The sequence below is a fragment of the Bordetella genomosp. 9 genome (assembly GCF_002261425.1).
Taxonomy (GTDB): Bacteria; Pseudomonadota; Gammaproteobacteria; order Burkholderiales; family Burkholderiaceae_B; genus Bordetella_C.
In genome coordinates this window covers 879,157-899,912 of the sequence record NZ_NEVJ01000003.1, presented here as the reverse complement: position 1 = coordinate 899,912, position 20,756 = coordinate 879,157, and the positions used below count along the sequence as shown (strand labels likewise).

The window sequence follows — 20,756 nt, the reverse complement described above, 5'->3', positions numbered from 1 at the left end:
CACGGGACCAAGTCGCGGCAAGGCCGCGACTTGGTCCTACATCAGCCTGAAAAGGGCGCTACTTTACACTTTTTTCAAACTTCTCGAGCAGGTCGTTGCCGCGCTTGACGGCGTCCTTCAGGCCGGCTTGCGCGCCGACCTTGCCGGAGACGATCTGTTCGATCGTGGCGTCCTCGATTTCACGGATCTGCGGCAGATAGCCCAGGCGCACGCCGCGCGACTGCGCGGTGGTCTGGACGTTCAACTGCTTGACGCCGACGTCGGTGCCGGGGTTCTGGTCATAGAAGCCCTGCTTCTGCGTCAGTTCGTAGGCCGCCTTGGTCACCGGCACATAACCCGTCTGCTGGTGCCACTTGGCCGCCACTTCGGGGCTGGACAGGTACTTGAAGAACTTGGTCACGCCCTTGTAGACGTCGGGTTTCTTGTTGGCGAAGACCCACAGCGAAGCGCCGCCGATGATAGTGTTCTGCGGCGCACCCTTGACGTCCGAGTAGTAGGGCAGCGTCGAGGTGCCGAACTTGAACTTGGCGTTCTTGATGATGTTGGCGCGCAGGCCGCTGGAGCCGGTGATCATCGCGCACTTGCCGGAAATGAACAGGGCGTTGGGATCGTCGCCGCGTCCGCCGTACATGAACTCGCCGTCCTTGGCCAGGTTGGCCAGGAACTCCATGTGGCGCACGTGCAGCGGCGAATCGATGGCCAGGCGCGCGTCCAGGCCGCCGAATCCGTTGTCCTTGGTGGCGTAGGGCACGTTATGCCAGGCCGAGAAGGTTTCCAGCTGGGTCCAGGACGGCCACGAGGTCGTGTAGCCGCACTCGACGCCGGCGGCCTTCAGCTTCTTGGTGTCGGCGGCCAGTTCTTCCCAGGTCTTGGGCGGCTTTTCCGGGTCCAGGCCGGCCTTCTGGAAGGCGTCCTTGTTGTAATAGAAGACCACGGTGGAGCTGTTGAAGGGCATCGACACCAGCTTGCCGTCCGGCGACGAGTAATAGCCCGCGACGGCGCCGATGAAGTCCTTGGGATCGATGGGATCGCCCGCTTCCTCGGACATCTGCTGCACCGGCTTGATGGCGCCCTTGGCGTACATCATGGTGGCGGTGCCCACTTCGAACACCTGCAGGATGTCCGGCGCATTGCCCGCGCGGAAGGCCGCGATGCCGGCGTTCATCGATTCGCCGTAGTTGCCTTTGTAGACCGCCTTGACCTGGTAATCGGGATTCTTCTTGTTGAAGTCGTTGACGAGCTCATTGACGCGGTCGCCCAGCGCACCTTCCATGGAGTGCCAGAACTGGATTTCGGTGGCCGCGTTGGCCGACGTGGCAGCGAACGCGGTGAGCAGTGACGCCGCGGCGAGCGCGAGGCGATAGGAGCGCATGGATGATTCCTCCGTGGATTACGATGGCCGCGCCCGGGTAGGGGCAGGCAGCCCGACACCATATGAATTGTTTGTGACGAACTCGTGACTGTTACACCGCGCCCCGTCACTGTCAAATAGGACTTCTCCTACGCCACCGCGTCGGATGCATCCCCCGACTACAATCCTTGCATGGACAAAAATCTGCATATCGCTTTCATCGGCGGCGGGAACATGGCGACCGCCCTGGGCGCCGGCCTGGCCGGCAAGATCTGCCCGCCGGAAAACTTCCACGTGGTCGACATCAATACGGACGCCCGGGCGGCCTGGACGGCGCGCGGCGCCACCGCGTCGCCGACGCCCGATGCGCGGCTGGAGCAATGCCAGGTCTGGTTCTACGCCGTCAAGCCGCAGTTCATGCACGACGCGGTGACCACGTCGCGGCCCTTCCTGCGCGACGGCACGCTGGTCATCAGCGTGGCGGCGGGCATCCGCGGCGACGTGCTGGCCGGCTGGCTGGGCACGGCCGCGCCCTGGCCCAAGCTGGTCCGGTGCATGCCGAATACCCCCGCGCTGGTCGGCGAAGGCGTGACCGGCATGCTGGCGATGCCGGGTGTCACGGATCAGGAACGGCGCCTGGCCGAAGCCATGCTGGCTTCCGTCGGCAGCGTGGTGTGGGTGGCCGACGATGCCGCCATCGACGCCGTGACGGCGCTGTCCGGCAGCGGACCGGCCTATGTCTTCCGTTTCATCGAGGCCCTGATCGAAGGCGGGCAGCGGGTCGGCCTGGATGCCGCGCAGGCGCGCGAGCTGGCGCTGGGGACCTTGTCGGGCGCGGTGCGCCTGGCGCGCGAGTCCGACGATCCGCCGGCGGTGCTGCGCGATCGCGTGACCTCCAAGGGCGGCACGACGGCGGCCGCCTTGAAGGTGTTCGAGGAAGACGACTTCATGGGGCTGGTCAGCCGCGCCATGCAGGCCGCCGCGCAGCGTTCGCGCGAACTCGCGGACGAGTTCGGCAAGGCTTAGGCAGGTTCCAGCGCGTAGGGCAGGGGTTCCACCCGGATCGCCGGCCCGTCCGCGCCGCCCAGGCGCAGGTCGCCGGCCGGCAGGCTGCTCAGCGTGGTCTCGAACAGGATCGCGGCGTCCGGCGCGCCGGCGGCGTCCACGACCCGGCCACAGGGTTCGCCCGGTTCCCTGGCGTCGTAGACGTCCGCGCCCGGGGCGATCGCGGCGCCATCCTGGCCGGCCACGATCCCGTAGGCCATGCGCCGCTTGACCGTGCCGCGGTAGTGGCTGCGCGCCACGACTTCCTGGCCCGGGTAGCAGCCTTTGGTGAAGCTGACCCCGCCGATCAGGTCCAGATTGACCATCTGCGGGATGAACAGGTCCTGTATCGGCGTGCCCACCCAGGGCAGCCCGGCGGCCAGTTCGTCGGCGCGCCAGCGCTGTGGATCCCCGGCCGCGAGCACCTCGCGCAGCGCGGGGCCGGCCTGGCGCTGTTCGTCCGTGGCCAGCCACCACCAGCGCAGCCCATGGGCGGCCGGCGCGGCGATCCAGGTGCCGCTGGGCAGTTCGGCGCGCCGCCAGGCCTGGCGCGGCAGGGCGCCGCCGGCGGCGGCTTCCACGCCGGCCGGGTCGCCATCGGTCCACACGCCGGCCACGTGCGCCGGCGTGGCCGACAGGGTGACCTTGGCGCGCAGCACGAACATGCGCAGGCGCTTGAGCAGCGCTTCGGCGGCGTCGGCGCGTACCAGCGCATGCCAGCGTGGCGCGCCGGCGTCGTCAGGCGCGGCGGCCGCGCGCCACATCACCAGGGTCGCCAGCAACCGGCCCTTGGCGGTGCAGTAGCCGGCCAGCGCCGCCGCGTCGTCCGTCAGCCCCTGGACGTCCTGGGTCAGCTGGCCGTGCAGGAAATCGATGGCGTCCGCGCCGCTGGCCGAAATCAGCCGCAGCTCCGGCAACTCGGCATGGTCGGCGATGAGGGAAGAGGGGGGCAGGTCGGTCATGGAATGCAACGAAAGTTGGCCGCGGTGGCACGGGATCCGAAACGCCCATGATACCGCCCGGCGCTCGTGGAATGTCTCAGCCATGAATCCTTTAAACTGCTGGATCTCATGAAGAAGCGATCCGCCTCAACCTTCTTTCTCGCGTTTCTGCTCGTCGTCGTGCTGGCCGCGGCCGCGGCTTGCGGCAGCGCCTGGTACTGGATGCACCACACGCTGCGGCTGCCTGCCGAGCGCGTGGATTTCGTCGTCGACCCCGGCAGCAGCCCCCGCACGGTGGCGCGCATCCTGAACGGCGCCGGCGTGCCGGTGTGGGAAGACGGCTTCGTCTGGATGGCGCGGCTGACCGAGCGGGACAAGCTCATCAAGGCCGGCGGCTACCAGGCGATCCAGGGCGATACCCCATGGCGCCTGCTGGAGCGCCTGGCGCGCGGCGACATGACGATGCGCCAGATCACCTTCGTCGAAGGCTGGACCTACAAGCAGATCCGCCAGGCCCTGCGCGAAAATCCCGACGTCAAGCAGACGCTGGGCGGCGTGGACGACGCCGAAATCCTGCGCCGCCTGGGGTCGGACGCCGCCAGCATGGAAGGGCTGATCTTTCCGGATACCTACGTCTTTTCGCCCGGCAGCACCGATTTCGACCTGCTGCGCCGCGCCTACCAGGAAGGGCAGCGCATCCTGGCCCGCACCTGGGCCGAGCGCGACCCGGGCGTGCCGCTGGCCACGCCTTACGAGGCGCTGATCCTGGCGTCCATCATCGAAAAAGAAACCGGCGATACCTCCGACCGCACGCGCATCGGCGGCGTGTTCGCCAACCGGCTGCGCGAAGGCATGCCGCTGCAGACCGATCCCACGGTCATCTACGGCATGGGCGACAGCTATCAAGGCCGTATCCGCCGGCGCGACCTGCAGACCGACACGCCATGGAACACCTATACCCGGCCCGGCCTGCCGCCCACGCCGATCTCCAGCCCGGGCCGCGCCGCGCTGCTGGCCGCCGTGCGGCCGGCGCATCACAATTTCCTGTACTTCGTCTCGCGGGGCAACGGCACCAGCGAGTTCTCCGCGACGCTGTCCGACCATAATCGCAACGTCTCGCGCTACATATTGGGCAAGGATCGCGCGCCATGACGATACGCGGCAAATTCATCACCCTGGAAGGCGTGGACGGCGCCGGCAAGAGCACCCATACGGAATGGCTGGCCGACACGCTGCGCGGCCACGGCCTGTCGGTGGTGACCACGCGCGAACCTGGCGGAACGCCGCTGGGCGAACGCCTGCGCGATCTGGTGCTGCATGAGCCCATGAGCCTGGAGACCGAAACCCTGGTCATGTTCGCCTCGCGCTGCGAGCACGTGCGGCAGGTCATCGAGCCCGCCCTGGCGCGCGGCGACTGGGTGGTCTGCGACCGCTTCACCGACGCCACCTATGCCTACCAGGGCGGCGGCCGGCAAATGGGCGTGGACCGCGTGGCGGTGCTGGAACAGTGGGTGCATCCGGACCTGCAGCCGGACCGCACCTGGCTGTTCGACGTGCCGCTGGAAGTCGCCCGCGCGCGGCTGGCCGATGCGCGCAGCCCGGACCGCTTCGAGCGCGAAGGCGCGGCCTTTTTCCAGCGCACGCGCGACGTCTACCTGGCGCGCGCCGCGCGTTTTCCGTCGCGCATCCATATCGTCGACAGCGCCCGCGATATCCCGGCGATACGCGCGCAGCTCGACAGCGAAATCCGCGCCCTGGTGGAAGCCTCGCGATGAGCCTGGCGCAATTCCTGCCCTGGCAGACCGACGCCGCGCGCGCCTGGCTGGCCCAGCGCGAGCGCTTTGCCCACGCCTGGCTGATCCATGGGCTGGCCGGCATCGGCAAGCTGCAGTTCGCCGCGGCCGCCGCCGCCAGCCTGTTGTGCGAATCGCCCCGGCAAGGGCTGGCCTGCGGCGCATGCGCGGCCTGCGGCTGGGTCGCCAGCGGCAATCATCCCGACCTGCGGCGCATCCGCCCCGAGGCCATCGCGCTGGAAGAGGGCGCCGAAGCCGCCGCCGAATCGGAAGACGCCGACGCCGCGACGGCGGCGGGCGCCGGCAGCAGCAAGAGGGCGCCGTCCAAGGACATCCGGGTGGACCAGATCCGCGGCCTGGAATCCTGGTTCAACACCGCGACGCATCGTGGCGGCTGGCGGGTCGCGCTGCTTTATCCCGCCCAGGCCTTGAACGTGATCTCCGCCAATGCCTTGTTGAAGGTATTGGAGGAACCCCCCGCGCATACCATCTTCCTGCTGGTGGCCGACGCGCCGGACCGGCTGCTGCCGACGCTCCTGTCACGTTGCCGCCGCTTGCCGCTGGCGACGCCGGCGCCGGAACAGGCGCTGCAGTGGCTGGAAGCGCAGGGCGTGCGCGATGCCGCTTCCTGGCTGGCGGCCGCGGGCGGCGCGCCCCTGGGCGCGCTGCGCCTGTCGCAAACCGAGGAAAGCGCCTGCCCGCCCTGGCTGGAGCAACTGGCGGGGCCGCTGGCGCAGGGGCAATCGCCCGACGTCGGCGCGCTGGCCGACCAGTTGGACAAGCTGCCGGCGGCGCAGTGGATAGACGCGCTGCAACGCTATTACGTGGACCTGATGCTGAACGGCGCCGGCGCCCCGTCGCGCTATTTCCCGGCGCTGGCGGCCTCGTCGGCACGGACGGCGGCGCGCGCCGACGCCGCCAGGTTGGCCGATACCGCCCGTTGGCTGACCCGCCAGCGGGCCCTGGCCGGCCATCCCTTGAACGCCAAATTATTCGCCCATGCCGCCCTGCAGCGCGTGGTGCTTTCCTGCCAGGCTTGAGCCATGTACGTCGATTCCCATTGCCATTTGAACTTCCCCGAGCTGGCGGAAAACCTGCCCGACATCCTGGACCGCATGGCCGCCAATCAAGTGACCCATGCCCTGGTCGTCAGCGTGGCCATGCCGGATTGGCCCGGCTTGATGGAACTGGTGAAGCCGCATCGCAACCTGTGGGCGTCGGTCGGCGTGCATCCGGATTACGAGTCGACGCAGGATCCGTCGTCCGACGAACTGGTGGCGCTCGCAGCGGACGCCAAGGTAGTGGCCATCGGCGAAACCGGGCTGGACTATTACCGCCTGAGCGAGCCCCTGGAGTGGCAGCGCGAGCGCTTTCGCACGCACATCCGCGCGGCCAGGGATGCGGGCCTGCCGCTGATCATCCACACCCGTTCCTCCGCCGAGGACACGCTGCGCATCATGCGCGAGGAAAGGGCGGAGGAAGTCGGCGGCGTGATGCACTGCTTCACCGAGACCTGGGACGTCGCGCAGGCGGCCATGGACCTGAATTTCCATATTTCCCTGTCCGGTATCGTCACCTTCAAGAACGCCGCGGTGCTGCACGACGTCGCGACGCGGATGCCGCTGGACCGCCTGTTGATCGAAACCGATTCACCCTATCTGGCGCCGGTGCCGTACCGGGGGAAACTGAACGACCCGTCCAAGGTCATCCACGTCGCCGAAAAGATCGCCGACCTGAAGGGCATGGCGGTGGCCGACGTGGCGCATGCCAGCACAGAGAACTTTTTCTGTCTTTTCAATAAGATAGAGCGGTAATCTCGAATATGGTTCAGGTTTTCGCGGCCTGTGCCGGCACCCATGCGACCGCCCATGTCGCTGCCCCTGCCGCACGGGCCGCCGGAGGCACGTCCCATGCGTCACCGCGCGCCAGGGGACCGTCCATCTCCTCAGAACCTGCTTTCATTTCCGCCTATAAGGAGCTGATATGAAAAGAAAATTTGTGATGATGCCCGCCTCGGTGTCGGCCGCGATGCTCATCGGGCTGGCCGCGCCTGCCGCGTCCCACGCCGAAAACCCCGCCAACGCGCCCATCATCGTGGCCAACGATCGTGCCGACGACATGCGCGCCTTGCTGGGCCAGGGCTGGAATCCGAACACGCGCATCAAGGGCCAGCCCGCCATCATGCAGGCGGTCCGCGACGGCGCGTGGCGGGTGTATGACGTGCTCGCGGCCGACCGGCGCACCGACGTCAATGCCGCCAACGACCACGACGAAACGCCGTTGATGTACCTGGCGATCCAGGGGCAGACCGATCGCGCCAAGGCCCTGATCGCGCGCGGCGCCCAGGTCAACCGGCTGGGCTGGACGCCGCTGCACTATGCGGCGTCCAAGGGCCAGATGGAGATGGCCAAGCTGCTGCTGGCCCATAAGGCCATCGTCAACGCGCCGGGGCCGGACGGAACGACGCCTTTGATGATGGCGGGGCTTTCGGGCAGCCGTGAGATGACGGACCTGCTGCTCAAGGCGGACGCCGATCCGACGATGCGCAATACCCAGGGCCTGGATGCGGCCGCCTGGGCCGACTCGGCCCACCACCAGGACCTGGCCGCGGAACTGCGCCAGGCGTCCTCGGCCCGGATGGCGGCCTTGCGCGGAGCTGGGGGCGGGGCGTCTGCCGGTACGCCCACGTCCACCGTGCCCGCTGCGCCCGCCGCGCCCGCCGCCGCGCCGACGCCGACAGGCGCGCTGCCGCCGCCCCCCCAGCCCGGCGCGGTCGACCCGACCCCGCCCACGCTCAAGGGCGTGGAGGGCGTACGCCTGGATCCCGACGCCAGCACGCGGAAATAGGGCGAGAGCGCCATACCCGGTCCCAGCCCCGGCCGCGACGCGGCCGGAAGCCAGCGGCAGGGCATCGGTACGTCAGCGTCTAGGGAAAACCCGATTTATTTGATATTTCGTTGATAATTTATCAACGAAATATTAGTATCATGCCGTGATCGCATCGCGGTGTGCATGTGCGCGCAGATCGTCCGGCCCGCCGGGCCGGCCTGTGCGGACGGAATCGCCGCTGCGTGGCGTCCTTTCGTTTCCCCACAGGCCTGCACATGAGCGCTACCCACGCCCCCAAGTCCCTGATCGCGGCTTCTTCCCATCTGGTGTCGGACCGCGCGCCCGATCTGTCGGCCGTCGAATTCGGCCTGATGATCGCCGGGCATGCCTTCAACCGCTGGATCGTGCGCTGCATGGCGGCCGCGGGCCTGCCGGACCTGACTTCGATCGACGTGATCGTCCTGCATCACGTGTATCACCGGCAGCGCGGCAAGAAGCTGGCCGATATCTGCTTCACCCTGAACATCGAAGACACCCATATCGTCAACTACTCGCTCAAGAAGCTGGAGCGGCTGGGCGTGGTGCAGGGGCAGCGCAGCGGCAAGGAAGTCGTCTATTCCGTGACGCCCAAGGGCAGCGAGATCATCGGCCGCTACGTCGAGGTGCGCGAACGCTGCCTGATCGACGGCTTGCCCGCGGCCAGCAGCGGGCTGGAGTTCTCGCAGGATCTGGCGAACCTGCTGCGCGGGCTGTCCGGCGTCTACGACCAGGCCGCGCGGGCGGCCACCTCGCTCTAGCGCCGGCGCCAAGAAGGCACAGGCATCGAACCCCGCGCGGGGCCATCCGTGCCCGCGTATTTTCCGTATTACCAACCTTCCGGCGGGGCCTGTCGCGCCCCGGCAAACAGCATGGGAATCGCTATGAAGTGGCAATTCTGGGTAGACCGTGGCGGTACGTTCACGGACATCGTGGGCCGTCGTCCCGACGGTTCGACCACCACCATCAAGATGCTCTCCGAAAACCCGGAGCAGTATCGCGATGCGGCGGTGGCCGGCATCCGCAAGCTGCTGGGCCTGGCGCCGGGCGAACCGGTGCCCGCCGACCAGGTCGACTGCGTCAAGATGGGCACCACGGTGGCCACCAACGCCTTGCTCGAACGCAAGGGCGAACGGACGCTGCTGGTGACCACGCGGGGATTCCGCGACGGGCTGCGCATCGCCTACCAGAATCGTCCGCGGCTGTTCGACCGCAACGTCGTGCTGCCGGAAATGCTCTATGACGGTGTCGTCGAAGCGGCCGAGCGTATCGCCGCCAATGGCGACGTCGTGGAACCCCTGGACGAAGCCGCGCTGCGGCGCGACCTGCAGGCCCGCCATGACGAAGGCATGCGCGCCGTCGCCATCGTCTTCATGCACGCCTGGCGCGAGCCGCGGCACGAACAGCGCGCCGCCGAACTGGCGCGCCAGATCGGCTACACGCAGGTCTCGGTGTCGCACGAAGTCAGCCCGCTGATCAAGTTCGTCTCGCGCGGCGACACCACCGTGGTCGACGCCTACCTCTCGCCCATCCTGCGGCGCTATGTCGAACAGGTCGCCGGCGAACTCCCCGGCATACGCCTGATGTTCATGCAGTCCAGCGGCGGCCTGACCGATGCCCACCGCTTTCGCGGCAAGGACGCCATCCTGTCCGGGCCGGCCGGCGGCATCGTCGGCATGGTGCGCACCAGCGAACTGGCGGGCTTCAAGCAGATCATCGGCTTCGATATGGGCGGCACGTCCACCGACGTCTCGCACTATGCCGGCGAGTTCGAACGCGAGTTCGAAACGCGCGTGGCCGGCGTGCGCATGCGCGCGCCCATGATGAGTATCCACACCGTGGCCGCCGGCGGCGGCTCCATCCTGCACTTCGACGGCGCACGCCTGCGCGTGGGACCGGATTCGGCCGGCGCCAACCCGGGGCCCGCCTGTTACCGGCGTGGTGGGCCGTTGGCCGTGACGGACTGCAACGTGCTGCTCGGCAAGATCCAGCCGGATTTCTTTCCCCAGGTCTTCGGTCCGCGTGCCGACCAGCCGCTGGACCGCGACGCCGCGGAGCAGGGCTTTCGTGCGATGGCGGCCCGCGTCAAGGCGGAAACCGGCCGCGACATGACGCCCGAACAGCTGGCCGAAGGCTTCCTGGAAATCGCCGTGGGCAATATGGCCGAGGCCATCAAGCGCATTTCCGTGCAGCGCGGCCATGACGTGACCGAATACGCCTTGACGGTGTTCGGCGGCGCCGGGGGCCAGCACGCCTGCCTGGTGGCCGATGCCCTGGGCATGACCACGGTATTCGCGCATCCCCTCGCCGGCGTCCTCTCGGCCTATGGCATGGGCCTGGCCGACCAGACGGAGATGCGCCAGAAGACGGTCGAAAAAGTGCTGGACGGCGCCTTGTTCGCCGCCCTGGGCACGGAGCTGGACGCCCTGGCCGGCGACGCCGTCGCCGAGCTGCGGCGCCAGCACGTCGCGCAGGAGGCGATTGCCGTGCAGCGCCGCCTGCACCTGAAATACCGCGGCACCGATACCGCGCTGGAAGTCCCCTTTACGTCGGTGGACCAGGCGCGCGCCGATTTCGAGGCCGCCTACCGCCAACGTTATTCCTTCCTGATGCCCGGCCGAGAACTGGTGGTGGAAACCATTTCGGTGGAAGCCACCGGCGGCGGCGAACCGGTGACGGAACCGCCCGTGCAGGGGCGCCGCGCCGGACCGCTGCAGGCGCGCCGCGTGGTGCGCATGTACAGCGGCGGCGCCTGGCGCGACACCCCGTTGTACGTCCGCGACGACATGACGCCGGGCGACCAGGTCGACGGTCCCGCCATCGTTTCCGAAAAGAACCAGACCACCGTCGTGGAGCCGGGCTGGCGCGTGGAATTGACGCCGCGCGACCATCTGGTCATGCGGCGCTTCGAAGCGCGGCCCCAGCGGCGCGCGGTAGGCACGCAGGCCGACCCGGTCATGCTGGAGGTGTTCAACAACCTGTTCATGTCCATCGCGGAGCAGATGGGCTACCGGCTGCAGAACACCGCGTACTCCGTCAACATCAAGGAGCGCCTGGATTTCTCCTGCGCCATCTTCGACGTCCAGGGCAACCTGATCGCCAACGCGCCGCACATGCCGGTGCACCTGGGGTCCATGGGCGAGTCCATCCGCACCGTGATGACCGCGAACGAAGGCCGCATGAAGCCGGGCGACGCCTATGTCGTCAACGATCCCTACCACGGCGGCACCCACCTGCCGGACGTGACCGTCATCACGCCGGTATTCGACCGTGCCGGCCGCGACATCCTGTTCTACGTGGGATCGCGCGGCCACCATGCGGACATCGGCGGCACCACGCCCGGGTCCATGCCGCCCGATTCGCGCACCGTGGAAGACGAAGGCGTTCTTTTCACGAACTTTCAACTGGTGCGCGACGGCGAATTCCGCGAACGGGAGGCCCGCGCCATCCTGGGTTCGGGCAAATGGCCGGCCCGCAATCCCGACCAGAACATCGCGGACATGCGGGCGCAGATCGCCGCCAATGAAAAAGGCGTGCAGGAGCTGCTGCGCATGTGCGACCACTTCGGCCTGGACGTCGTGCGCGCCTACATGGGGCACGTGCAGGACAACGCCGAAGAGGCCGTGCGGCGCGTCATTTCGGTGCTGAAGGACGGCAGCTACGAGTATCCCCTGGACAACGGCGCGGTGATACGCGTCGCGGTGCGGGTGGACCAGGCCGCGCGCAGCGCGGTGGTGGACTTCACCGGGACGTCGCCGCAGCTGGACAACAACTTCAACGCGCCCGGCGCGATCGCCGTGGCGGCCGTGCTGTACGTCTTCCGCACCCTGGTCGACGACGAGATCCCGCTGAACGCCGGCGGCCTGAAGCCGCTGGAGATCATCGTGCCGCAAGGATCGATGCTGCGTCCCAACCCGCCCGCGTCGGTCGTCGCGGGCAACGTCGAGACGTCCATGTGCATCGTCAACGCCCTGTACGGCGCCCTGGGCGTGCTGGCCGCCAGCCAGGGCACCATGAACAACCTGACCTTCGGCAATGCCCGCTACCAGTATTACGAGACCATCGCCGGCGGCACCGGCGCGGGCCCGTTGCGGGTGGACGCGCCCGCCGATATCAGCCAGGGCTTCGCGGGGCAATCGGTGGTCCAGGCGCACATGACGAATTCGCGCCTGACCGATCCGGAAGTGCTCGAACTGCGCTTCCCGGTGCGGCTGGAGTCGTACGAGATCCGTCATGGATCCGGCGGCCACGGCCGCTATCGCGGCGGCGATGGCGGCGTCCGCCGGCTGCGTTTCCTGGAAACGATGACGGCGGCGATCCTGTCCAACAACCGCCGCTACGCGCCGTTCGGCCTGCACGGCGGCGAACCGGGCGAGGTCGGCCGCAACTACGTCGAACGCGCGGACGGCCGGATCGAGCCCTTGGGACCGCAGGACAGCACCGAGCTCCAGCCCGGCGACGTCTTCGTCGTCGAAACCCCGGGAGGCGGCGGTTTCGGCAAAATTTAACGGCGCCGAAACATATCCGCACGGATACGGACGGTTGGGCTGCGTTAAGATCCTTTCCTTCGGCGTGCCGCCAACCGCGGCACGCCTCGCAGCCCGTATCCCGGGCGGAGCTCAACAAAGGAGAGTCGAACATGCTCAATAAGAAATTCGCCGCGATGATGGCCGGGGTGTCGGTTGCCTGGTTCGCCATGGCCACGCCCGCCGCCGCGCAGAGCGGCAGCGATCGGCAACTGGTGGTGGCCACGGATACGGCCTTCGTCCCCTTCGAGTTCAAGCAGGGCAACACCTATACGGGCTTCGACGTCGACCTCTGGGCTGCCATCGCCAAGCAGCTGAACCTGAAGTACAAGCTGCAGCCGATGGACTTCAACGGCATCATTCCGGGCCTGCAGACCAAGAACATCGATGCCGCGCTGGCCGGCATCACCATCCGCGACGACCGCAAGCAGGTGATCGATTTCTCCGATCCCTATTACGAAAGCGGCCTGTCCATCCTGGTCAACGCCGACAACAGCAATATCAAGAACGCGGCCGACCTGGGCGGCAAGACCGTCGCCGTCAAGACCGGCACGGCCACCGTGGACTACATGCAGAAAAACGTCCCGACCGCCAAGCTCAAGCTGTTCCCCAACATCGACAACGCCTATCTCGAACTGGCCACCGGCCGCGTGGACGCCGCCGTGCACGACACGCCCAATGTCCAGTACTACGCCAACACCGCCGGCAAAGGCCGCGTGAAGGTCGTCGGCAACGTCAAGAGCGGCGACTTCTACGGCATCGCCTTTCCCAAGGGCAGCCCGCTGGTCGCCGAGGTGAACAAGGCGCTGGCCACCTTGAAATCCAACGGCGAATACGACGCCATCTACGTCAAGTGGTTCGGCAAGAAGCCTCAATAAACCACGATCCGGCGGGTCGCCGGGCGCCTCGCGCGCACCTCTTTCCGGCGACCCGCTGATTCTTCCGATTCACCCGCCGCGGCTGCGCCGCCTGCCTCGATCGCTACGCCGATCCCTGGCGCGGGTTCCTATCTCAGGGGAAACATGTGAATTTCGATTGGTCCGTGATCTGGGCCGCCTTGCCCAATTTGCTCGACGGAACGGTGATGACGATCAAGATCACCGCCTGGGGGCTGATCGGCGGCTTTCTGCTGGGCGCGCTGGCCGGCGTCACGCGCGCCTACGCGCCGCGCTTTCTTGCCACCATCGCGCTGCTGTACGTCGCCTTGATCCGCGGCACGCCCATCGTGGTGCAGGTGATGTTCATCTATTTTGCCTTGCCGCTGATCGCCAGCGGCTTGCGCATCGACGCCGAGGCAGCCGCCATCATTACGCTGATGATCAATTCCGGCGCCTACATCGCCGAAATCGTGCGCGGCGCCTTGTTGTCCGTACCCAAGGGCCTCAGGGAAGCCGGCCAGGCAATGGGGCTGCCCTTTCACAAGATCCTGACGCACATCATCGGGCCCGTGGCGGTGCGCCGCATGATTCCGCCGCTGGGCAACCAGTGCATCATCAGCCTGAAGGACTCTTCGCTGTTCATCGTGATCGGGGTGGCCGAGCTGACCCGCCAGGGCCAGGAAATCATGGCCAGCAACTTCCGCGCGGTCGAAATCTGGTCCGCCGTCGCGGTCATCTACCTGATCATCACCGGCCTGATGGCCGTGGGTCTGCGGTACGCCGAAAAGAGGATGCGCATGCTATGAGCATGGTTGAATTCAAAAACGTCATCAAGCGCTTCGGCGCGTCCACTGTCCTGAACGGCATCACCCTGAACATCGAGGCCGGCGAGGTCGTCGTGGTCGTGGGGCCCTCGGGTTCCGGCAAGTCCACCTTCCTGCGCTGTATCAACGTGCTGGAAACCATCGAAGACGGCGATCTGCTGGTCGACGGGCTCAGCGTCAAGGGCGATGCCGCGCAGATCCGCGAGATCCGCCGCGAGGCGGGCATGGTCTTCCAGCAGTTCAATCTGTTCCCGCAGATGACCGCGCTGGAAAACGTCATGTTCGGCCCCGTCCATACCCGCGGCGTCGCGCGGGCGCAGGCGCGCCAGGAAGCCGAGGCGCTGCTGGCCAAGGTCGGGCTGGACCAGCGCATGGGCCATTATCCGGCGGAGCTTTCGGGCGGCCAGCAGCAACGCGTCGCGATCGCCCGCGCGCTGGCCATCAAGCCCAAGCTGATGCTGTTCGACGAGCCCACGTCGGCCCTGGATCCGGAACTGCGGCACGAGGTCCTGAAGGTGATGCGCGACCTGGCGGAAGAAGGCATGACCATGGTGGTGGTCACCCACGAAATGGAGTTCGCCCGCCGCGTCGGCAGCCGCCTGATATTCATCGATGGCGGCAAGGTGGCGCATGACGGCCCGCCGGAAGCGCTGCTTTCGGACCCGCCCAGCCAGCGCCTGAAGGATTTTCTCCAGCACGTCGCCTGACACGTATCCCGATAACCCGCGTTCCCAGCTCCAAGCCGCTCCGATCTCGAGCGGCTTTTTTTATGCCGTCTACGCGCATTGTGGTGGCTGCGTCAGATTCTTCGCATTCTGCGCAGTGTGGAGGACCCGCACCATATGCGCTTCCAGCCCTACAGACGGATTTCTCGCATGCCTGGCCATTACATTTTCAAGCCCCGCCTGACCACCACCTTCCCGGTTTCGTCGCGTCCTTCCACCGCGTTTCCCGTTTCGCGTCCTACCACGGCCTTCCCCGCATCCACGCGCACGGTTTCCGCGCGGCCGGACAAGTATGTGTCCAGCACGCACTATGGCCGCTATGTCCTGTGGCAGGGCCGGCGAAATACGGAACTGGTGATCTCGTCCCACGGCAGCCACGTCGTGGAAGATCGCAGAAGAAGACACATCGTGCCGCCGGGCATGGCCCTGCATTTCTACGGGCCCGATTACGCGGCCATCAATACGCACCTGGTCGACCAGGCTTTCATACGGGAGCAGGTCGCCGCTCGCCCCTACGAGATACGCTCATCGGGGCATGGCTACCTGGACTACGAGTTGAGCAAGATCCAGGTACGACCCAGAGAAGGGAAGGGCGAGAACTACAATCACATCATCGAGTGCCTGCCGCGCTACGACCTCGTCACCATAGAGCAGCTCAACGACAACGGGCCCTACGAGCACATGCTGCTATCCGAGCTGCTCGCGCACCTGCGTTCGCAAGGCCATCGGTACACGAAGATCCATTGCTTTTTTTGCCGGTCGCTGCGGGACCGCGATCTCAGGCGCCACCCGTCGCTGCAGCAGTTCGTCAGGCCGCCGTATATGGTGCGATGAGACGATGCGATGGAAGGGGCGATGCCCGGGTGCGTCGACAGGGGGCGCTGCCCCGGTCAGCCCTTCACCCGGACGATCTTCTGCACCTGCGGCACGTGCCGGATCGCGCGGATCACCTGCGCCAGGTGCTTGCGGCTATCCACCTGCACGGTGACGTGCAGCGACACCGTGGCCACGGCATCGTCATGCATGGTCACGTGCACGATATTGGCGTCGGTCGCGGTGATTTCCGCGGCCAGCCGCCCCAGGACGCCGCGTTCGTTGCGGGTCACGATGTCCAGGCGCGTGGACAGGTGCTTGGCGGTTTGCGTGTCCCACGCGACGCTGATCCAGCGTTCCGGCTCGCGGGCCCGCTGGCGTATGGCCACGGGGCAGTCGACGGTATGCACGACCAGCCCGTGCCCCAGCCGCATGCCGGCAATGATGGGATCGCCGGGCAGCGGACCGCAGCAAGGCGCCAGTTGCACCGCCTGGCCTTCATTACCCTGGATCAGGATAGGCGCGCTGCGCGCCGCGGTGATCTCGTCCACCGCGGCGGCGGTGGTGGCGATCAGTTCGTGTTCCGGCGCGAAGCGCCGCGCCACCACGGCGGCCAGGCGCTTGCCCAGGCCGATATCGGCCAGGATTTCGTCGCGCGAACTGGCGCCGGTGCTGCGCGCCAGCTTTTCCCATTCGGGATCGTCGGCGGGCGGCAGCGACAGATGCAGTTCCTGCAGGGCCTGCGTCAGCAGGCGTTCGCCGAAGGCGACCGACTCGGCATACTTGACGGTGCGCAGGTAATGGCGGATTTCCGAGCGCGCGCGGCCCGTGCGGACGTAATTGAGCCACTGGGCGTTGGGACGCGACGCCGGCGACGTGATGATTTCCACCGTATCGCCGCTGGATAGCTCCGTGCGCAGCGGAATGAATTCGTTGTTGACCTTGGCCGCGACCGCCTGGTTGCCGATATCCGTGTGGATGGCGTAGGCGAAGTCGACCGGCGTGGCCCCGCGCGGCAGCGAAATGATCTTGCCGTGGGGCGTGAATACGTAGACCGCGTCCGGGAACAGGTCCACCTTGACGTGTTCCAGGAATTCGCTGGAATCGCCGGTCTGGCTCTGGATGTCCAGCAGCGACTGCAGCCACTGGTGCGTGCGCTTCTGCAGGTCGTTCAGCGAAACGTCGGCGCTCTTGTACAGCCAATGCGACGCGACGCCGTCTTCGGCCACGTGATGCATGTCGCGGGTGCGGAACTGGAACTCGACCGGCGTGCCGTAGGGGCCGACCAGCGTCGTGTGCAGCGACTGATAGCCGTTCACCTTGGGAATGGCGATGTAGTCCTTGAACTTGCCCGGCACCGGGCGATACAGCTGATGCAGCGTGCCCAGGGCCAGATAGCATTCCGGCAGGGTATGCACGATGACGCGGAATCCGTAGATGTCCAGGACTTCCGAGAAAGTCTTTTTCTGGTCCACCATTTTGCGGTAGATGCCGTACAGGGTCTTTTCGCGGCCGCTGACTTCCGCCTCGATACCGGCGGCGGGCAGGGCGGCGCGCACGGCGTCCTCGATCTTGCTGATGACTTCGCGGCGATTGCCGCGCGCGGCCAGCACGGCCTTGTACAGCACCTGGTAGCGGTTGGGATACATGGCCGCGAAGCACAGGTCCTGCAGTTCGCGGAACAGCAGGTTCAGGCCCAGCCGATGGGCGATGGGCGCGTAGATTTCCAGCGTTTCGCGGGCGATGCGGCGGCGCTTTTCGGGCGCCACGGCATCCAGGGTGCGCATGTTGTGCACCCGGTCGGCCAGCTTGATCAGGATGACGCGGACGTCGCGCGCCATGGCCAGCAGCATTTTGCGGAAGCTTTCCGCCTGCTGTTCGGCCTTGGTGGCGAAGTCCAGCCGGTCCAGCTTGGACAGGCCATCCACCAGTTCGGCGACTTCGGGGCTGAAGCGTTCGGCCAGTTCGTGCTTGGTGACGCCCTGGTCTTCCATGACGTCGTGCAGCAGGGCCGCGGACAGCGCATTGGCGTCCAGCTTCCAACCCGCGCAGATTTCGGTGACGGCGATGGGGTGGGAAATATAGGGCGCCCCGCTGGCGCGGAACTGGCCCAGATGGGCCTGGTCGGCGAAGCGATAGGCTTCGCGCACCCGTTCGACGTCCTTGGGTTCCAGGTACTTGCCGATGATTTCCGTCAGCGGGGCCAGCGATGCGACGGGGGCGGAGGCCGGCGTTTCCGCGGCCTGCTGGACCGCCGCCGCGATGGGCGACGGCCCGGTTTTACCGGATTTGCGCCCGGGCCGGCGGCCCAGGCGGGAGCCCGCGCGCAGCGCGGCGAGCAGGCCGGTAGAGGCGGATTTCAGTGCGGGGAAGGCCATGCGCCACCTCCCGACCGCGCTCAGGTGGGCACTTTCCGCAGCATTTCAGCGCCGGTCATGCCCTTGGCGATCTCGCGAAGCGCCGTTACCGTGGGTTTGTTCTTGCTATCCAGGCGGGGAGCATGGCCCTGCGCCAGTTCGCGCGCGCGGTAGGTGGCGGCCAGGGTCAGCGTGAAACGATTCGGAATGTTGTTCAGACAATCTTCGACGGTAATACGGGCCATAGTGGTCACCTGAAATACGACAATTGATGGAATACCGAAGGTTGCGCCCTGGACTCAGTGGGGCGCCGAGATACCCAGTTGGGAAAAAAGCTGAGCGTGGCGGACGGCTTGAGAGGAGAAACGCAACCTGGCCGCATTGACAATTTGTGTCAGCTCTTGTAATGCGACGCTAAATTCTTGATTAATAATAACATATTCGCATTCGGGCGCATGGGCGATTTCGCCGCCGGCCGCCAGCAGCCGGCGCGCGATGACCGAATCAGAATCCTGGCCCCGCGCCTTCAGGCGGCTTTCCAGTTCGTCGATGGACGGCGGCAGGATGAATATCCCGATCGCGCCCGGAAACCGCTGGCGGACCTGGCGGGCTCCCTGCCAATCGATTTCCAGCAGCACGTCGTGGCCGTCGCGGGTGCTCTGCGCGATGCCATCCACCGGCGTGCCATAGAAATTGCCGTGGACTTCCGCCCACTCCAGCAGGGCGTTGTCGTCGCGCATGCGCTCGAATTCCGCGACGCTGACGAAACGGTATTCCCGGCCGTCCTGCTCGCCGGGGCGCGGCGCGCGCGTGGTGCACGAAATGGACAGGCGGATCGCCGGATCCTGTTGCAAGAGCTCGCGCACGAGGCTGGACTTGCCGGCGCCGCTGGGCGCGACGACCATAAAAACGTTTCCAGGCGATGCGGGGGTTCCGGAGGCAGGCATTTCTATCGGCGTTTCGGTGGCATGGCGCGCGCGGGGTGTAAAGGATAACAAATCGTCGCAGCGCGGTGCCATGGAGTAGGATGCGCGGGTATTTTCCTACAGGAGGCTGAGATGAATCCGAACGGCAGGCGCGGTGAGGGAAAGGTTGCAGTCGTGACAGGCGCGGGCAGCGGCATCGGCAGGGCCGTTGCGCTGCAGTTGCTGGCCGAAGGCTATCGCGTCGCCCTGGCGGGACGTCGCGCCGACCCGCTGGAGGAAACGCGCGCGGCCGCCGGCGCCGACGCGCGGAACGCCCTGGCGGTGCCGACCGACGTGTGCAGCGAGGATTCGGTGCGCAATCTGTTCGAGCAGACCAAGGCGTCGTTCGGCCGCCTGGACGTGCTGTTCAACAACGCGGGCCGGGGCGCGCCGGCCGTGCCCATCGAAGAGCTGCCGGTGGAGACCTGGCGCAGCGTCGTCGATACCAACCTGACCGGCATGTTCCTGTGCGCGCAGGCGGCGATCCGCATCATGAAGGATCAGCAACCGCAAGGCGGCCGCATCATCAACAATGGTTCCATCTCGGCGCACACGCCGCGGCCGTACTCGATCGCCTATACGTCGACCAAGCACGCCGTGACCGGCCTGACGAAGTCGATCTCGCTGGATTGCCGCCAGTACGACATCGCCTGCGGCCAGATCGATATCGGCAACGCGGCGACGCCCATGACGGACCGCATGGTGGCGGGGGTATTGCAGCCCGACCATACCGTGCGCCCCGAGCCGCGCATGGACGTGGCCCATGTGGGCGAGGCGGTGGCGGCCATGGCGGCCCTGCCGCTGGATGCCAACGTGCAGTTCATGACCATCATGGCGACCAAAATGCCGTTCCTGGGTCGCGGCTGACGCGACGGGAAGACGACGCTCGCCACCGGCTGGGCCGGCGGCGGTGCTCCGCTATCGGGCGTTCGACGCCACGGCCAGCCCGGCGGCTTCGCCAGGGGTGATATAGCGGCGCGCGCCATTGAAGCGCTTGGACCAGTAGGCGCTGTCCAGCGTGTCGATGCGCACTTTTTCGCCACGCGTGGGCGCGTGCACGAATTCGTTGTTGCCGATGTAGATGCCGACGTGCGACGTCTGGTTCTGGCGGCGGATGCCGAAGAACACCAGGTCGCCGGGCTGCAGCTGGGCGGTCTTCACCGCGCGGCCTTCGGCGCGCTGGTCGCGGGCGCGGCGCGGCAGGTCCATGCCGGCCACTTCCTTGTAGATGAAGCTGACCAGGCCGCTGCAATCGAATCCGGTATCGGGATCGTCGCCGCCGTAGCGATAGCGGGTGCCCAGGGCGTCCAGGCCGGCGGCGACGACGCGCTCGCGCAGCGAGGGGACGGTGGGCAGGTCGGTCGGAGACAGCCCCTTGAGGCTGGGTATGGCGTCTGACGAAATCATCGCGCCGGCGGTGCCGGGCAGGCTGGAGAGGGCGATGGTCAGTAGGGCGGCGGGAAGGAAAACTCGAGAAAAGGTAAAGCGTCTCGTCGGCGGCGTCATAACTTCACTTCAGACAATCGGAGTGGAATGGCGTGGCTTCAACTGCGTTCAAGCCGGCGGATGCGGAAATAGTTCGCGAATCGGATTGTACAACGGAAATATTTCTTACATCTGCGGGGAATATCTTGCTATCTCGCGCATCCTGGCGGCAATTGGTGACAACCCTCC

Annotated in this window: 19 protein-coding genes; 13 read left to right on the top strand and 6 right to left on the bottom strand. The window is 66.8% G+C overall.

Annotated elements, in window-relative coordinates; all coding sequences use genetic code 11:
- Positions 1-58: 58 nt before the first annotated feature.
- Positions 59-1,372 carry a sn-glycerol-3-phosphate ABC transporter substrate-binding protein UgpB gene (gene ugpB, locus CAL26_RS15195; RefSeq protein ID WP_094847715.1) on the bottom strand — a complete coding sequence of 438 codons (1,314 nt, stop codon included), beginning with the start codon at positions 1,370-1,372 and terminating at the stop codon, positions 59-61.
- Between the two features lie 171 nt (positions 1,373-1,543).
- Here ugpB and proC point away from each other — a divergent pair, with 171 nt between their 5' ends.
- The gene (gene proC, locus CAL26_RS15190; RefSeq protein ID WP_094847714.1) at positions 1,544-2,377 is read left to right on the top strand and encodes a pyrroline-5-carboxylate reductase; all 834 of its coding nucleotides are present in this window, start codon (positions 1,544-1,546) and stop codon (positions 2,375-2,377) included.
- On the opposite strand, the gene ygfZ is transcribed toward proC, so the two are convergent.
- Positions 2,374-3,366 carry a CAF17-like 4Fe-4S cluster assembly/insertion protein YgfZ gene (gene ygfZ / locus CAL26_RS15185; protein ID WP_373454481.1) on the bottom strand — a complete coding sequence of 331 codons (993 nt, stop codon included), beginning with the start codon at positions 3,364-3,366 and terminating at the stop codon, positions 2,374-2,376. The genes proC and ygfZ overlap by 4 nt on opposite strands.
- Before the next feature lie 99 nt (positions 3,367-3,465).
- On the opposite strand from ygfZ, the gene mltG reads away from it, so the two are divergent.
- The 11 genes from mltG (at position 3,466) to CAL26_RS15130 (ending at position 15,781) form a co-directional block, all read left to right on the top strand.
- Complete coding sequence (gene mltG, locus CAL26_RS15180) at positions 3,466-4,488, top strand: endolytic transglycosylase MltG (protein WP_094847712.1); 1,023 nt, start codon at positions 3,466-3,468, stop codon at positions 4,486-4,488.
- Complete coding sequence (gene tmk / locus CAL26_RS15175) at positions 4,485-5,111, top strand: dTMP kinase (protein ID WP_094847711.1); 627 nt, start codon at positions 4,485-4,487, stop codon at positions 5,109-5,111. Before mltG ends, tmk begins: the two co-directional genes overlap by 4 nt.
- A complete protein-coding gene (gene holB, locus CAL26_RS15170) occupies positions 5,108-6,169 on the top strand; it encodes a DNA polymerase III subunit delta' (RefSeq protein WP_094847710.1) in 1,062 nt (353 codons plus the stop codon). The genes tmk and holB overlap by 4 nt, the downstream gene beginning before the upstream one ends.
- A 3-nt stretch (positions 6,170-6,172) precedes the next feature.
- Complete coding sequence (locus CAL26_RS15165) at positions 6,173-6,943, top strand: TatD family hydrolase (protein WP_094847709.1); 771 nt, start codon at positions 6,173-6,175, stop codon at positions 6,941-6,943.
- Between the two features lie 169 nt (positions 6,944-7,112).
- Positions 7,113-7,976 carry an ankyrin repeat domain-containing protein gene (locus tag CAL26_RS15160; protein ID WP_094847708.1) on the top strand — a complete coding sequence of 288 codons (864 nt, stop codon included), beginning with the start codon at positions 7,113-7,115 and terminating at the stop codon, positions 7,974-7,976.
- Positions 7,977-8,233: 257 nt separating this feature from the next.
- Complete coding sequence (locus CAL26_RS15155; protein WP_094847707.1) at positions 8,234-8,755, top strand: winged helix DNA-binding protein; 522 nt, start codon at positions 8,234-8,236, stop codon at positions 8,753-8,755.
- 123 nt (positions 8,756-8,878) lie between these two features.
- Positions 8,879-12,502: a hydantoinase B/oxoprolinase family protein gene (locus CAL26_RS15150; RefSeq protein WP_094847706.1), complete on the top strand. Its 3,624-nt coding sequence runs from the start codon at positions 8,879-8,881 to the stop codon at positions 12,500-12,502.
- A 131-nt stretch (positions 12,503-12,633) separates the two neighbouring features.
- Positions 12,634-13,398, top strand: a complete 765-nt coding sequence (gene glnH, locus CAL26_RS15145; RefSeq protein ID WP_094847705.1) for a glutamine ABC transporter substrate-binding protein GlnH — start codon at positions 12,634-12,636, stop codon at positions 13,396-13,398.
- A 146-nt stretch (positions 13,399-13,544) separates the two neighbouring features.
- Positions 13,545-14,204: a glutamine ABC transporter permease GlnP gene (gene glnP / locus CAL26_RS15140; protein ID WP_094847704.1), complete on the top strand. Its 660-nt coding sequence runs from the start codon at positions 13,545-13,547 to the stop codon at positions 14,202-14,204.
- Positions 14,201-14,929, top strand: a complete 729-nt coding sequence (glnQ, locus tag CAL26_RS15135) for a glutamine ABC transporter ATP-binding protein GlnQ (RefSeq protein ID WP_094847703.1) — start codon at positions 14,201-14,203, stop codon at positions 14,927-14,929. Before glnP ends, glnQ begins: the two co-directional genes overlap by 4 nt.
- Before the next feature lie 168 nt (positions 14,930-15,097).
- Entirely contained in the window at positions 15,098-15,781 is a 684-nt protein-coding gene (locus CAL26_RS15130; RefSeq protein WP_094847702.1) for a putative adhesin, read from the top strand.
- 56 nt (positions 15,782-15,837) lie between these two features.
- On the opposite strand, the gene CAL26_RS15125 is transcribed toward CAL26_RS15130, so the two are convergent.
- From CAL26_RS15125 to gmk, 3 genes are read right to left on the bottom strand one after another with little or no spacing between them, the layout of a single operon-like run.
- Positions 15,838-18,138, bottom strand: coding sequence for a RelA/SpoT family protein (locus CAL26_RS15125; protein WP_094847701.1), 2,301 nt, complete (start codon positions 18,136-18,138; stop codon positions 15,838-15,840).
- 20 nt (positions 18,139-18,158) lie between these two features.
- Positions 18,159-18,362: a DNA-directed RNA polymerase subunit omega gene (rpoZ, locus tag CAL26_RS15120; protein ID WP_086065394.1), complete on the bottom strand. Its 204-nt coding sequence runs from the start codon at positions 18,360-18,362 to the stop codon at positions 18,159-18,161.
- A 54-nt stretch (positions 18,363-18,416) separates the two neighbouring features.
- Entirely contained in the window at positions 18,417-19,064 is a 648-nt protein-coding gene (gene gmk / locus CAL26_RS15115) for a guanylate kinase (RefSeq protein ID WP_094849892.1), read from the bottom strand.
- 111 nt (positions 19,065-19,175) lie between these two features.
- Here gmk and CAL26_RS15110 point away from each other — a divergent pair, with 111 nt between their 5' ends.
- The gene (locus CAL26_RS15110; protein WP_094847700.1) at positions 19,176-19,949 is read left to right on the top strand and encodes an SDR family oxidoreductase; all 774 of its coding nucleotides are present in this window, start codon (positions 19,176-19,178) and stop codon (positions 19,947-19,949) included.
- Positions 19,950-20,000: 51 nt separating this feature from the next.
- Here the strand turns inward: CAL26_RS15110 and CAL26_RS15105 are convergent, their stop codons facing one another.
- Positions 20,001-20,588 carry a C40 family peptidase gene (locus CAL26_RS15105; protein ID WP_094847699.1) on the bottom strand — a complete coding sequence of 196 codons (588 nt, stop codon included), beginning with the start codon at positions 20,586-20,588 and terminating at the stop codon, positions 20,001-20,003.
- Positions 20,589-20,756 lie beyond the last annotated feature (168 nt).